The sequence below is a fragment of the Sphingomonas sp. UYAg733 genome (assembly GCF_054057355.1).
In genome coordinates this window covers 1-14,496 of the sequence record NZ_JBSRZE010000002.1, presented here as the reverse complement: position 1 = coordinate 14,496, position 14,496 = coordinate 1, and the positions used below count along the sequence as shown (strand labels likewise).

Sequence of the window (14,496 nt, the reverse complement as noted above, 5' to 3'; positions counted from 1 at the left end):
CCAGCCGGGGGGCTGGCTTAGGGGTAAGGTCATGGGGGCAAGTATCATATACGGCATCGCGCCGCTGGCGGCGCTGACACTGCTCGGCGCGTGCATTCCAGGGAATGAACGTCCCGAGCCGCAACGCTATCCCGGCGAGGAATATCGTCAGCCTCGCGATACCTATGAACGCCAGCGTCTCGACGATGGCGTGCAGCAATTGCCCAGCGCGCCACCCGCCTGGCGGGCGCGACCCGTAACCGCCGATGCACGATCGGTCGTCGGCGACACCTATCTCGTTCGGCCGGGGGACACGCTGCGCGCGATCGCCGACCTCACCGGCGCAGGGTCGGAAGCGATTGCCCGCGCCAACAATCTGCAACCGCCGTTCGTGATTCGCCCGGGTCAGCAGATGATCATCCCCGCCGGCCGCTACCATCTCGTTCGCGCCGGCGAGACCGGCATCGCCATCGCGCGTGCTTATGGCATCGACTGGTCGCGAATCGTCACCGCGAACAACCTGATCGAACCTTATGTGCTGCGCGTCGGTATGCGCGTGCTGATCCCGGGCATCGCCCGGGGCAAGACGACGATAGAGGAACGCGCGGCCGCGTTTCGCCTTGATGTCGACGACATTCTCACTGGCGGCGAACCTGCGCTCGCAACCAACCAGCGCCCTGCGCGTCCGACCGCGTCCTCGACCAGAGTTCTGCCCTCGACCGCGGCGCTCGCACAGCCCGGCCGGCTACGCGGTGCTTTTTCCTGGCCGGTTCATGGACGGGTGATCGGCCGCTTCGGCCCCGGCGCGAGCGGCGAGAGGAATAACGGCATCAAGATCGCGGTGCCGGTCGATACGCCAATCCTCGCCGCGGCGGACGGCGTCGTCGCTTATGCCGGCGACGAGATCGCCGCGCTCGGCGGCCTGGTGATCCTCAAGCATGGCGATGGCTGGACCACGGTTTACGGCCATGCCAGCCAGTTGCTCGTCCAGCGCGGCCAATCGGTCAAGAAGGGCCAGACCGTCGCCATGTCGGGCAATTCGGGCTTTGCCGACCGGCCCGAAGTGCATTTCGAAATGCGCAAAGGGCGAACGCCAGTCGATCCCATGGGGCAATTGCCCGGGCTTTGATCGACGCGCCATATCTCCGGAAGATCGCTCCAAACGCCAAAAACCCATATCAAACATCTAATATATAATGATATTATATGGATCGGCGCTAGTGTGGCGCCGAACTGAATATGACACATACCGGTGTGACATATCTCACCCCGCTGCTCCCCACAGTCGTTTCGCCGAACGACGATTCAACCATAGCGCAGGGCATGGTTGTCATCTCTCGCCTGACTTGCACCGACCCGCTCTTTCTTATTGTCTGAACACATTGTCGCAGGACAGCGAGCGCAAAGCCTGGCGCGTTACCAGGGCCCGATGCAATAGCCCGTCAGTGGGGCTACTCAGGATGAACTGAGCTTGTTAAGCGGGTTTCACCATGACCGACCACAGCTCCGATCTTCTCCGCCTGCTTTCATCGCGCGGCTATATTCACCAGACCACCGACGCTGCGGCGCTCGATGCGCTCGCCAACAAGCAGATCGTGCCCGGTTATATCGGCTTCGACCCGACCGCGCCATCGCTGCACGTCGGCAGCCTGGTGCAGATCATGCTGCTGCGCCGCCTGCAACAGGCGGGTCACAAGCCGATCGTGCTGATGGGTGGCGGAACCGGCAAGATCGGCGACCCGAGTTTCAAGGAAGAATCGCGCAAGCTGCTCGACCATGACGGCATCAACGCAAACGTGGAGTCGATCCGGCGCATCTTCGAACGTTTCCTGACTTTCGGGGATGGTCCGACCGATGCGATGATGGTCGACAATGCCGACTGGCTCGACAAGCTCGAATATATCCCGTTCCTGCGCGATGTCGGCCAGCATTTCTCGGTCAACCGCATGCTCAGCTTCGATTCGGTCAAGCTGCGCCTCGACCGCGAACAATCGCTGAGCTTCCTCGAGTTCAACTACATGATCCTCCAGGCCTATGATTTCCTGGAATTGTCGCGCCGCGCCGGTTGCCGCTTGCAGATGGGCGGGTCGGATCAATGGGGCAATATCGTCAACGGCATCGAACTCTCGCGCCGCATGGACGGGACCGAGGTCTACGGCATCACCACCCCGCTGATCACGACGGCGGACGGCGGCAAGATGGGCAAGACCATGTCGGGCGCCGTGTGGCTGCACGAGGATCAACTGCCGCATTTCGATTATTGGCAATTCTGGCGCAACACCGACGACCGCGATGTCGGCCGCTTCCTGCGCCTGTTCACCGATCTGCCACTCGACGAGATCGCCCGGCTCGAGGCGCTGCCGGGCGCGGAGATCAACGAAGCGAAGAAGATCCTCGCCAATGCCGCGACCGCAATGTGCCGTGGCGAAGCGGCCGCGGTGGAAGCCGCAGAGACCGCACGTCGTACCTTCGAGGAAGGAACGGCCGGTGGCTCGTTGCCGACCCTCACCGTGTCGGGCGAGATTTCGATCGTCGATGCGCTGGTCGGGCTCGGTTTTTGCGCCTCCAAGGGCGAGGCTCGTCGCCTGATCAAGGGCGGCGGCGCGCGCGTGGGCACAGAAAAGGTCAGTGACGAGGCAATGGTAATCGCGGTCAGTGCCGATCCGGTGCAGATCGCTGCCGGAAAAAAGCATCATGGCCTTCTGATCGCTGGATAAAATTCCCTGAAAATCGACCTGCAATGATTTGTTAAACAGCTTCGTTGCGACCCGGTTTACACCGCTTGCCTTAGCATCGGCGCGGGACCACAGGGGATGGGTCATGAGTTTCGGCAATGCGGCTATCGCCGACAATCGCGAGATATCGCGCGACGAGGTGCACTACCGTGCCCGCGCCTATGGCCCCGATGCTCGGCCTCTTTCGCTGCTGATCGTCAACATGTCCGCGCTCGGCCTGATGGCGCGGTGCGATATGGATATCGCCGAGGGGTCGCGGTTACGCGTCACCTTGCCGGTCGTCGGCGTGATCGCGGCCGAGGTCCGTTGGTGCCTCGGTGGACGAATGGGTTGTGAGCTCGACCATCCGATCGATCTGGCCGATTATTATGAATTGCTCGCGGCACTGATCAAGGGGCGGTGAACTTTTCGATCTTCCCCATACGGCGGAGGACCTAACCCGACCGCAGCAGCGCTACCCCGGCATCGCGCTCGAACAAGTATAGCGCAGTGCGCGCCGCTTGCCCCCGGTCCGCGCTCAATCCCCCGTCGCGATCGATCAGCAGCCGCGCATCGTCCGTCGCCACCGGCAGCAGGTCGTTGAGCATCTCGGGCGTGGCGATCCGGAACGCGGCCTCGCCCGACTGCTTCGTGCCGAGCAATTCGCCTGATCCACGCAGCCGCAAATCCTCCTCGGCGATCCTGAAACCGTCATTGGTCTCGCGCATCAGCGCGAGGCGCGCACGCGACGTCTCGCTCAGTGCATTGCCGCGAATCAGCACGCAGGTTGACCGCCCACTCCCCCGCCCGACGCGCCCGCGTAACTGGTGCAATTGCGCCAGCCCGAAGCGATCCGCCGCCTCGATCACGATCAGGGTTGCGTTGGGCACATCGACCCCGACTTCGATCACCGTGGTCGCGACCAGCACGCCAGTCCGGCCGCTGGCGAACGCCTCCATCACCGCGTCCTTTTCCGGCCCCTTCATCCGTCCATGGACCAGCCCGACCCGGTCGCCAAAGCGTGCGCGCAGAGTCTCGGCCCGGTCTTCAGCAGCGGCGAGGTCGCTTTTCTCGCTTTCCTCGACCAGCGGGCAAACCCAATAGGCCTGACCGCCGTCGGACAAGTGCCGCGCCAGCGCATCGACCATTTCGCTCAGTCGGTCTTCGGAAATCACCCGCGTCTCGATCGGCTGGCGGCCCGGCGGCATCTCGTCGATCTGGCTGACATCCATCTCGCCATAATTGGCCAGCGTCAGCGTACGTGGGATCGGTGTCGCGGTCATTGCCAGCAGATGCGGCGCGGCCTTCGCCTTGGCCTGCAGCATCATGCGCTGCGCGACGCCGAAGCGATGCTGCTCGTCGACGACGACAAAGGCAAGATCCTTGTACGTCACCGCTTCCTGGAAGATCGCATGCGTGCCGATCAATATGTCGATCGCGCCCGACGCCAGCCCGATCAAGGTCGCCTCGCGCACCTTGCCCTTGTCGCGCCCAGTGAGGATCGCGATCTCGACCGGCAAGCCCGCCAGCATCCGCCGCAGCGTCTCGTAATGCTGCCGCGCCAGTATTTCTGTCGGCGCGAGCAACGCCCCCTGCGCGCCCGCCTCGACCGCGAGCAGCAGCGCCATCGTCGCGACCAGGGTCTTGCCCGACCCGACATCGCCTTGCAGCAACCGCAACATCGGCTGCGCCTGCGCCAGATCGCCTTCGATCTCGCCTACCGTGCGGGTTTGTGCCCCGGTCAGGCTATAGGGCAGCTGCAACGCATCGCGCAGCCGACGGTCACCGGTCAGCGCCCTGCCCCGCCGCGCCCGCGACGATTGCCGCACCAGCGTCAGAGCAAGCTGGTTAGCGAAAACCTCGTCATAAGCGAGGCGTTCCCGGGCGATCATGTCCGAAGGATCGGCATGGATCCGCGCCAGCGCCTCGCGCCATCCCGGCCAGCCGCGTTTCGCCAGCAGCCCGGGTTCGATCCATTCCGGCAGGTCGGGCACGCGTTCCAGCGCATGCGCCGCCATCTGGCCCAGCCGTCGCGAGGTCAGCCCCTCCGACAACGGATAGATCGCCTCGCGCTCGGGCTGGTCGCCCGCCTCGTCGAGCGGCAGGACATAGTCCGGATGCACGATCTGCAGTTCCTGCCCGTATGTCTCGAGCCGGCCCGACACGCGTCGCGGTTCACCGATTGGCGCAAGCTTCTTCGCCCAGCCGGAATGACCTCCAAAATAGACCAGGCTGACGATATTGCCGCGCGCATCAGCAGCATGGACCCGAGTCGGCCCACGCCCGGCGCTCGACCGGTAATGCTGCGCGGTCAGCGTGATGACGATAGTGCGACCGGCATCCGCCATGTCGAGTTCGTCGCGCGCCACGCGATCGATCCAGCCGGTCGGCAAATGGAACAACACATCCACGACCCGGCGCAGCCCGAGCCGCTCGAGCGGCTTTGCCAGGCCGGGGCCGATGCCTTTCAGCACCGTGACTTCGGCAAACAGTGGATTGAGGATATCGGGCCGCATGACTATCTGCGACTGATAACCTCACCCGACGGTCGCCGCCAGCGCCCGCCGGGCAATTGTGCATGGGAAAGTGATGGACCGCGATATTCGCCTCAAACGTCTCGGCTTCCGCGCCACGCATCGCGGTACGCGTGAGGCGGACTTGCTGATCGGCGGGTTCTTCGATGCGAAGTCGGCCGGCTGGGACGATGCCGAGATCGATCTGTTCGAGGAACTGCTCGAGGAACAGGATGTCGATATCATGGCCTGGGCGATCGGTACGGATCTTGTGCCAGCCAAATATGCGGGGCCGCTGATCGAGGCGATGAAGGTATTGAACTACGTGCCGATCGCGGAGTGACCTAATCTCCCTCTCCCCTAGAGAGGGCTTTCAGAAGTAGAATATGCCCGACCTGAAAACGATCCTCTCGGCCCAAAAGCCCCTCACCCTCGCCGGCGTACAGACTGGGTTCGAGCCATGGCTGCTCGCCGACCTCGCCCGCGCCGCGAAAAGCCGTGCGGTGTTCATCGCCCCCGACGAGGCCGCGATGCGCGCGATCGCGGCAACCGCGACGATGTTCGCCCCCGAACTTGAGGTGCTGACATTCCCCGCCTGGGATTGCCTGCCCTATGATCGCGCCTCGCCGACCTTACGCACCATGGCCGAACGCATGGCGACGCTCTATCGCCTGCAACAGCCGACCAAGGCGCCGCAGCTCCTCATCACCACTGCCAACGCCGCCGCGCAGCGCGTTTTGACCCCATTCCGCATCCGTCAGCTTGTCACTACGCTCGCCCCCAAGGCGCGGATCGATCGCGACAAGCTCGCGACGATGCTCCAGGCCAACGGTTATGTCCGGGTCGAGACGGTCGCCGATTCGGGCGAATTCGCCGTACGTGGTGGCCTGGTCGACCTATTTCCGAGCGGCGAGGAACAGGCGCTACGGCTCGATTTCTTCGGCGACGAGATCGAAAGCGTCCGCACCTTCGACCCGGCCGATCAGCGCACAACCGGGCGGGTCGAGGGCTTCACACTCCTCCCAGCATCAGAAACACTGCTCGACGAAGACAGCATCAAGCGCTTCCGTAGCCGTTACCGCGAGCGCTTCGGCGCCACAGCGACCGGAGATCCGCTTTATCAGGCAATTTCCGACGGCCGCCGCCTGGCCGGCATGGAACATTGGCTGCCCTTGTTCGAAGAGAGGATGGCGACGCTGTTCGACCATCTCGGTGACGAAGCCGTCATGGTCCGTGATGCCGGTGTGATCGGCGCTGCCGAGCAGCGCTTCGAAGCGATCACCGATTATCACGCCAATCGCGTCCGCGCGCAGTCAAGCGACGCGGGCAGCTATCGCCCGCTGCCGCCCGATGCGCTCTACCTGACCGCCAAGGATTTCGCGGATCGGCTGGCGGAGGCGCCCACTCACCTCACCACACCGTTCCACGAACCGGAAAGCGCCACCGTGCTCGACTTCGCGGTCGACGGGCCGCGCGATTTCGGACCCGATCGCAACAGCGGCGTCAATATCTACGAAGCGGTGGTTCACCATCTGAAAACGCTGCACAAGGATGGCCGCAAGACCATCCTCGCCAGCTATTCGCACGGGTCCCGCGAACGCTTTGCCGGCTTGCTCAAGGACCATGGCGCGACTCAGCTCAAGCTGGTCGATACCTGGCAGGAGGCATTGGGTGCAAGCGGCGTCGCGCTGATCATCCTGCCGCTCGACCATGGTTTCACCGCACCAAATGTCGCACTCCTGACCGAACAGGATATGCTCGGCGACCGGCTGGTGCGCCGCGCCAAGCGCAAGAAATCCGCCGATGCGTTCCTTGCCGAGCTGGCGATGCTCACGCCGGGCGACCTGGTCGTCCATGTCGATCACGGCATCGGCCGTTACGAGGGCTTGACCTCGATCCCGGTCGGCCAGAGCCCGCATGACTGCGTCGCGCTGAGCTATGCCGGCGGCGACAAACTATTCGTACCGGTCGAGAATATCGATGTGCTGTCGCGCTACGGCTCGGACAGCGAAGGCGCGAGCCTCGACCGGCTCGGTGGCGAGGCATGGCAGCGCCGCAAGTCGCGAATGAAGGAGCGCATCCGCGAGATCGCGGGCGATCTGATCGCGACCGCGGCCGAACGTGCGCTGCGTCCCGCCGATGTAATCGAGCCCGATGGCGGCGGTTATGCCAGCTTCGTCGATCGTTTCCCTTATGAGGAAACCGACGATCAGGACCGCGCGATCAACGACGTACTCGGCGATCTGGCCAAGGGCACGCCGATGGACCGGCTGGTGGTCGGCGATGTCGGCTTCGGCAAGACCGAGATCGCACTCCGCGCCGCCTTTGCCTCTGCAATGTCGGGGCTACAGGTCGCGATCGTCTGCCCGACCACCTTGCTCGCACGCCAGCATTTCAACAATTTCACCGCGCGTTTCGAAGGCTTCCCGCTGAAGATCGGCCGCCTGTCGCGCCTCGTCACGGCGGGCGAAGCCAGGACGACGCGCGAGGGAATTGCCGACGGCACGATCGATGTCGTGGTTGGCACCCATGCGATCCTCGCCAAGTCGGTCGAATTCAAACGGCTCGGCCTGGTCGTGGTCGATGAGGAACAGCGTTTCGGCGTGACGCACAAGGAACGCCTGAAGGCGCTCAAGACCGATGTACATGTCCTGACGCTGACCGCCACACCGATCCCGCGCACGCTGCAAATGGCGATGTCGGGCCTACGCGAACTGTCGGTGATCCAGACCCCGCCGGTCGATCGCCTCGCTGTGCGTACCTATATCATGCCGTGGGATCCGGTGGTGCTGCGCGAAGCACTGTTGCGCGAACATTATCGCGGCGGGCAGAGCTTCTTCGTGACGCCGCGCGTCGCCGATGTGCCCGATATCGAGCAATTCCTGCGCGAGCATGTGCCAGAGGTCCGCTATGTCACCGCGCACGGCCAGATGTCGCCGACCGAGGTCGAGGAGCGCATATCGGCATTCTACGACAAGAAGTTCGAGGTGCTGGTGTCGACCACCATCGTCGAAAGCGGCCTCGACATCCCCAGCGCCAACACGATGATCATCCACCGCGCCGACCGTTTCGGCCTCGCTCAGCTCTATCAGCTGCGCGGCCGCGTCGGCCGGGCGAAGACGCGCGCCTACGCCTATCTCACCACGCCGGATGGTCGCATCCTGACCGAAGCGGCGGAGAAACGGCTCAAAGTGTTGAGCGATCTCGACAGTCTTGGCGCAGGGTTCCAGCTTGCCAGCCATGATCTCGACATTCGTGGCGCGGGCAATCTGCTTGGCGACGAACAATCGGGACATATCAAGGAGGTTGGCTACGAACTCTACCAATCGATGCTCGAAGAGGCGATCATGGAAGCCAAGGCGGGCGGCGCCCTCGCCCGCCCGCGCGATTTCTCGCCGCAGATCACTGTCGACGCGCCGATCCTTATCCCCGAGGATTACGTGCCCGACCTCGACCTGCGTATGGGGCTGTATCGCCGCCTTAACGATATCGAGGAACTGGACGGCATCGAGGCATTCGCGGCCGAATTGATCGATCGCTTCGGCCCGCTGCCCGATCCGACCGAGAATTTGATTCGTGTCATCGAGATCAAGCTCAATGCCAAAAAAGCCTGTGTCGCCAAGATCGACATCGGCCCGCGTGGCGCGCTGGTCACCTTCCACGACAACAAGCCGCCCAATGTGGATGGATTGCTGGCCTGGGTCGCACGGCTGGACGGCGTGGCGAAGCTGCGCCCGGACAGCAAGCTGGTGGTCAACCGCGTATGGAGCGATCCCAAGGCGCGACTGAACGGCGCGCTGCAATTGTCTAAGGGCCTGGCCAAAGCGGCAGGCTGATTCCCTCTCCCGGAAGGGCAAGGGGAAGCAATCAGACTCGGCTCTTCTCGGCGAGCCATGCCTCCGCCTCATCCAGCGATGTGAACACCCTCAGCCTCGGATGGAAAAGGGTTCGCTCGGCCTGTAATTTATCGAGCTGGGTGCCGACCATGATGTTGGCAGCAGATCCGCGACGTCATTGGCCTGGACCGGGAATTCGAGCGATTCCGCGAGCGCGTTAAAGTCATGGGCCAGCGCCCGCGCTTCGCAAGCGCGCGGATGCCCTACATAAACCCTAGGAACTATGATCCGCCACGATCAGCCATCCCTTCCCCGCCGTCCGCTCGAACACCAGCGAGGTTGGCCCGGCTTGTTCCTTCGCGCCGTCGAACGATAGCCGATACCGCGCAATCAACAGCGCATGGTCCGGGTCGAGCAAGCGAAAGTCGAGTTGCTCGAAAGTCAGTTTTCCCCGTTTAGCGCCGGGCACGAAGCGCGGCGCGTAACGCGCCATGATCGCCTTGCGCCCGCGCACCAGACCGTCGCTCGCCACGAAGCTCGCCTGATCGTCATAGATCGACGTGAAGCGCACCAGATCGCCCTGGTTCCAGCCCTCGCTGCTTTCTGCCATTGCCGCCATCACCGCCGCCTGGGCTTCCAGTTCGGGCGAAGTGACGGCCGGCGCGATCAGCACGATCGCGGCCAATGCGAAGGTCGAAGTCATCATGGTCGCCGCTCCATCACAAGGTCGTCGGATTACGGCATAGGCAGATCGGCGCACCGAGTCATTCACGACCCTTCCCAGTATTTGGCGCGATGCCTGCGACAATCTGCGATTGGCCAACGCAATTCCGCCGCTTACAGGGGCGTGGCACAACCCGTGCTTTGCGCAACGCATAGCAATGGACGCGAGGACAGAGAATGCCGGGCCGATCGAGAAAAACGCCAGGGTACGCGACATGACCGGGGCGATAGGCGGCGTCATCCCTATTGCCAGCATTGCCGCTTATGGCTTGCTCGGCGCGGCCTTGCTCGCACTGGCGGAGCGGCTGATCCCGGTCGTGCCGTCATACGGCCTGTTCATCTTCCTCGGCAGTTCGATGGTCGCCCATCCGGTCGACCTGGTTCCATTGATCATGGCCACGACCGCCGCTTCGACCTTGGGCGCGGTGTGCTGGTACGGCCTCGGCCATTGGTTGGGTGAAGAGCGTACGCACCAACTGGTCAAGCGCTTCGGCCGTTATGTCTGGCTGCGCGAGCCCGTCTATCTGTCGCTATCCGACCGTTATAGCCGCAACGCGTTCATCGCGACCTTTATCGGCCAGACAATTCCCGTGGTGCGCGTCTATCTCTCGCTCCCCGCCGGTATCCTCGCTTTGCCGCTGCTCACCTTCGCGCTCGCCGTGCTGTCGGGCAGCGCCTTGTGGGTCGGCGCCTTCACCAGCCTTGGTTACGGCCTGCACGTGCTGGGCTGGAACCCATGGATCGCCACCCTGGTCGCAGTCTGCGTGCTTATCATATTCGAATGCGGCATTCTGTGGCTAGTACGACGCCGCAAGGATGTGCCGGCGTAACGCGGGCCGGTCAGGCCGCCTTGCGTGCCTTGGCCAGCTTCTTGAGCACCATGTCGCGCTTCAACCGCGAGATATGGTCGATGAACAGCACACCGTTGAGATGATCGATCTCATGCTGGATGGCGGTGGACATCAGCCCATCGAAATCCTCTTCATGCGCCTTGCCGTCGCCATCGAGCCATTTGATGCGGCAGCGCGTCGGACGCTCGACTTCGGCATATTGCTCGGGGATTGAAAGGCAGCCCTCATTATAGGAAGACCATTCGTCGCTGACCGAGACGATTTCGGGATTGATGAAGACATGTGGCGCGCGCACCCCCTTGGCGTCGGGCGCGTCGCTCTCCGGTTCCTGCAGATCGATGACGACGATGCGCTGCTCGATCGCAACCTGAGTCGCGGCCAGGCCGATGCCGCGCGCATCGTACATCGTGTCGAACATATTGGCGACGATCGCGCGGACAGCATCGTCAACCTTATCGACTGGCTTGGCGACGGCGCGCAAGCCGGGATGCGGGACTTCAAGGATTTCTAAAACAGCCATTCCGGCGAGCTAGGAAAGGTCGGGCGCGACGTCAAGCGACGGGACGTCTTGCCCGCAGTGCCTGGGCCAGCGTGCCCTCGTCGAGATAGTCCAGTTCACCGCCCACCGGCAGGCCATGTGCAAGCTGTGTGACACGCACCGGGAAACGCTCGATCCGCTCGGCGATATAGTGCGCCGTGGTCTGTCCTTCGAGCGTGGCATTCATCGCCAGCACGACCTCGTCCATCCCGCCCGCCTCGATCCGGCGCACCAGCGAATCGATCGTCAAATCCTCTGGCCGGACGCCTTCGAGCGCTGACAACCGCCCGCCAAGGACATGGAAACGACCCGGGAACAACCGCGAGCGATCCAGCGCCCACAGATCGGCGACTTCCTCCACCACGCACAGCGCGCGCGAATCGCGGCGCGGATCGGCGCAGATGCCGCACGGATCGATCGTATCGATATTGCCGCAAGTCGAGCAGGTTGAAAGGTTTTCCTCAACCGCATTAAGCGCATTGAGCAGCGGCCCGAGTGCGGTTTCGCGCTTCTTGAGCAGATGCAGTACAGCACGGCGCGCCGAACGCGGCCCCAGACCGGGGAGCCGCGCCAATGCCTGTGTCAGGGCTTCGATCTCGGGAGACGCCATTTGGAACAGATAGGGGGTTGCGCTGCCCTCCGGCAAGCGGTCAGAGCATGATCCATGCGGATCATCTTCATGGGCACTCCGGAATTCTCGGTGCCGATACTCCAGGCGCTGGTCGATGCGGGTCACGATGTGGCGGCAGCCTATAGCCAGCCGCCGCGTCGGGCGGGGCGCGGCAAGGCGCTGACCCCCTCCCCCGTCCAGGCGCTTGCCGAGGCACTGGGCGTTGCCGTGCGGACGCCGATATCGTTGCGCGATGCCGAGGTGCAGGCCGAATTCGCTGCGTTAGGGGCCGATATCGCCGTGGTCGCCGCCTATGGCCTGATCCTGCCGCGTGCGGTGCTCGATGCGCCCCGGCATGGATGCCTGAACGTGCATGCCTCGCTGTTGCCGCGATGGCGTGGAGCGGCGCCGATCCAACGCGCGATCCTGGCCGGCGATGCCGAGACCGGGGTGTGCATCATGCAGATGGAGGCCGGGCTCGATACCGGCCCGGTATTGCTGCGCGAGGCGACGGCAATTGACGTCAAGACGGCGGGCGAACTGACCGATGAGTTGAGTGCGATGGGCGCGCGGTTGATGGTGGCCACGCTCGCCGATCTGGAAATCTATCCGCCGGCCGCTCAGCCGGACGATGGCGTCACTTATGCGGCGAAGATCGACAAGGCCGAGAGCCGGCTGGATTTTTCGCAACCCGCCGCATCGGTCGAACGGCAAGTGCGAGGCTTCAACCCGCCCGGCGCCTGGTTCGAGATCGGTGGAGAACGGGTCCGCGTCCTCGCCGCCGAAATACCGCCCAGCGAGCAGAAGCCCCAGGCCCCGGGAACAATTCTGGACGATTTGCTGACCGTTCAATGCGGGGATGACGTCATCCGCCCCATCCTGCTGCAACGCGCCGGTCGTGGCGTCATGACATCCGCCGAACTGCTGCGCGGGTTTGCCATCCCCGCCGGGACGGTGATGACGTGACACGCTTCGCACTGACGGTGGAATTCGACGGCCGCCCGTTCATGGGCTGGCAGCGGCAGAACCATGGCCCCAGCGTGCAGGCCGCGATCGAGACGGCGGTATTGGCGATCACCGGTGCAGCGGTGGCGGTGCACGCGGCGGGGCGCACCGATGCCGGAGTCCATGGGCTTGGCATGCGCGCGCATATCGACGTCACGCGCGCGATCACGCCATTCCGGCTGATGGAAGCGATCAACGCCAAGCTGCGGCCCGATCCGGTGGCGATCCTGGCGTGCGAGATCGTGCCGGACGACTGGCATGCACGCTTTTCCTGCCTGGCGCGGCATTACGAATACCGCATCGTCATGCGGCGCGCGCCGCTGACCGTCGAGCGCGGCCTGGCATGGCGCATGCCGACCGACCTCGATGCCGAGGCCATGGCCGAGGGGGCGGCACGGCTGGTGGGACGCCATGACTTCACCACCTTCCGTTCCGCGCATTGCCAGGCGGACAGCCCGGTGCGCACGCTCGAGCGTCTCGATGTCGTGCGGGATGGCGAGCGGATCCTGGTGCGCGCATCGGCACGATCATTCCTGCATCATCAGGTGCGATCGATGGTCGGGTGCCTGGCGCTGGTCGGCCAGGGGAAATGGTCGGCGGATGATATGGGCGCGGCGCTGGAGGCCAGAGATCGGGTCGCGCTGGGGCTGAATGCGCCGCCGGACGGGCTGTTCTTTCTCCGGGCGGATTATCCCTGACCGAGCCTTTGCACCATTCACCATGGATGCGACCTGTTCGTAGGACTTGGACCGGAAGACGGCTTAATGTGACAGGATGGATTACGCTCCAATCTCATTGGCAGGCAGTTATGTTGAGCAAGCCGAAGCTTATCGCGACCGGACTGACGCTGAGCTGCTCGGCAGTGCAGCGATGCAACAGCCCGCTGCGCCGCTCTCCGACCGTGAGGAATGGATAAAATGGGCCGCTGAGCGAAAACGCGATGAAACGGAGGGCTCCCTTCGTCTCTCGGTTTATCTTGCCTGTGGTGGCGATGGTGAGTTGCGTTGTCAGCAATTCGCGTCGAAAAGTCAGCGCGGCATAGCGCCGACCATCCCGATAGGATCGGTAAAATGCCAGGACGCAGGGCCACGCCCTGGAATAGTCCAGGACTGCACCTTCACTCTCGGCCATGAACATCGCTCTACCGTCGCTTGCTCGGTTACGTTCCATAAACGCGCCGGCGAACATATGGCCTATTGGTCGGATCAGATAGTGTCCTCAGAGCCAGTTCATCCCTCGCAGAATGACGGCATCGCTTCCGTTCGGCTCGGCCGGTCCAGTCTTAAATGTAGCGAACCTTTGCTCGCGCTCACCGACGAGCCGGAGAAGGTGGACCCTGCGCCCGCGATACCGCCGAAGCTCAACGAAAACTCCTCAGCCCCCCTTATCACCCAGACCGATTATTCTTACGCTGCATCCAAGGGGTATAAAGGCCTTGTCGTGATGAAAATTCGGGTGGGATCGCACGGCCGGATCGATCGATGCACGACGACACAATCGAGCGGGGTGAAGTACCTCGATGATACAGCTTGCGAGCAAATAAGCGCCCGTGCCTATTTTCAGCCCGCCGTCAATGCACAAGGGCAGGCGGTCGCAGTTGAAATATCGCTTAGCCATTCTTGGAAGGCGACACCCTAGTGGATTGATTCCAACGTTTGGTGCCCGCGCCTGACAGCTGCGATAATGTGATCGGGATCGGCCTTCCAGACGAACGGTCGTGGTTCTTG

Annotated in this window: 13 protein-coding genes; 9 read left to right on the top strand and 4 right to left on the bottom strand. The window is 63.4% G+C overall.

The annotated features are described in order from the left end of the window. The first annotated feature begins 31 nt into the window (after positions 1-31). From ACVWZA_RS05030 to ACVWZA_RS05020, 3 genes are all read left to right on the top strand, one after another. A complete protein-coding gene (locus ACVWZA_RS05030; RefSeq protein WP_457310082.1) occupies positions 32-1,108 on the top strand; it encodes a peptidoglycan DD-metalloendopeptidase family protein in 1,077 nt (358 codons plus the stop codon). 361 nt (positions 1,109-1,469) lie between these two features. After that, positions 1,470-2,696, top strand: a complete 1,227-nt coding sequence (gene tyrS / locus ACVWZA_RS05025) for a tyrosine--tRNA ligase (RefSeq protein ID WP_457310081.1) — start codon at positions 1,470-1,472, stop codon at positions 2,694-2,696. A 103-nt stretch (positions 2,697-2,799) separates the two neighbouring features. Then, positions 2,800-3,117: a PilZ domain-containing protein gene (locus ACVWZA_RS05020; RefSeq protein WP_457310080.1), complete on the top strand. Its 318-nt coding sequence runs from the start codon at positions 2,800-2,802 to the stop codon at positions 3,115-3,117. A 31-nt stretch (positions 3,118-3,148) separates the two neighbouring features. Here ACVWZA_RS05020 and recG read toward each other — a convergent pair whose 3' ends face one another. Next, positions 3,149-5,209, bottom strand: a complete 2,061-nt coding sequence (gene recG / locus ACVWZA_RS05015) for an ATP-dependent DNA helicase RecG (protein ID WP_457310079.1) — start codon at positions 5,207-5,209, stop codon at positions 3,149-3,151. A gap of 73 nt (positions 5,210-5,282) precedes the next feature. On the opposite strand from recG, the gene ACVWZA_RS05010 reads away from it, so the two are divergent. After that, entirely contained in the window at positions 5,283-5,549 is a 267-nt protein-coding gene (locus tag ACVWZA_RS05010) for an FAD assembly factor SdhE (protein WP_457310078.1), read from the top strand. Between the two features lie 43 nt (positions 5,550-5,592). Continuing rightward, entirely contained in the window at positions 5,593-9,042 is a 3,450-nt protein-coding gene (gene mfd / locus ACVWZA_RS05005; RefSeq protein ID WP_457310077.1) for a transcription-repair coupling factor, read from the top strand. A 274-nt stretch (positions 9,043-9,316) separates the two neighbouring features. Here mfd and ACVWZA_RS05000 read toward each other — a convergent pair whose 3' ends face one another. Continuing rightward, positions 9,317-9,748, bottom strand: coding sequence for a YybH family protein (locus tag ACVWZA_RS05000; RefSeq protein ID WP_457310076.1), 432 nt, complete (start codon positions 9,746-9,748; stop codon positions 9,317-9,319). A gap of 175 nt (positions 9,749-9,923) precedes the next feature. On the opposite strand from ACVWZA_RS05000, the gene ACVWZA_RS04995 reads away from it, so the two are divergent. Then, a complete protein-coding gene (locus ACVWZA_RS04995) occupies positions 9,924-10,595 on the top strand; it encodes a DedA family protein (protein WP_457310075.1) in 672 nt (223 codons plus the stop codon). 10 nt (positions 10,596-10,605) lie between these two features. Here the strand turns inward: ACVWZA_RS04995 and def are convergent, their stop codons facing one another. Beyond that, on the bottom strand, positions 10,606-11,136 hold the full coding sequence (gene def, locus ACVWZA_RS04990) for a peptide deformylase (RefSeq protein WP_457310074.1): 531 nt from the start codon (positions 11,134-11,136) through the stop codon (positions 10,606-10,608). 31 nt (positions 11,137-11,167) lie between these two features. Then, a complete protein-coding gene (gene recR, locus ACVWZA_RS04985; RefSeq protein ID WP_457310073.1) occupies positions 11,168-11,764 on the bottom strand; it encodes a recombination mediator RecR in 597 nt (198 codons plus the stop codon). 54 nt (positions 11,765-11,818) lie between these two features. Here recR and fmt point away from each other — a divergent pair, with 54 nt between their 5' ends. The 3 genes from fmt to ACVWZA_RS04970 all read left to right on the top strand — a co-directional run bounded on the left by fmt (position 11,819) and on the right by ACVWZA_RS04970 (position 14,407). Continuing rightward, positions 11,819-12,730, top strand: a complete 912-nt coding sequence (gene fmt, locus ACVWZA_RS04980) for a methionyl-tRNA formyltransferase (RefSeq protein ID WP_457310072.1) — start codon at positions 11,819-11,821, stop codon at positions 12,728-12,730. Then, the gene (gene truA, locus ACVWZA_RS04975) at positions 12,727-13,467 is read left to right on the top strand and encodes a tRNA pseudouridine(38-40) synthase TruA (protein WP_457310071.1); all 741 of its coding nucleotides are present in this window, start codon (positions 12,727-12,729) and stop codon (positions 13,465-13,467) included. Before fmt ends, truA begins: the two co-directional genes overlap by 4 nt. Positions 13,468-13,543: 76 nt before the next feature. Further along, positions 13,544-14,407 (top strand): TonB family protein, encoded by an 864-nt coding sequence (locus ACVWZA_RS04970; RefSeq protein ID WP_457310070.1) that lies wholly within the window; start codon positions 13,544-13,546, stop codon positions 14,405-14,407. Positions 14,408-14,496: the final 89 nt, after the last annotated feature.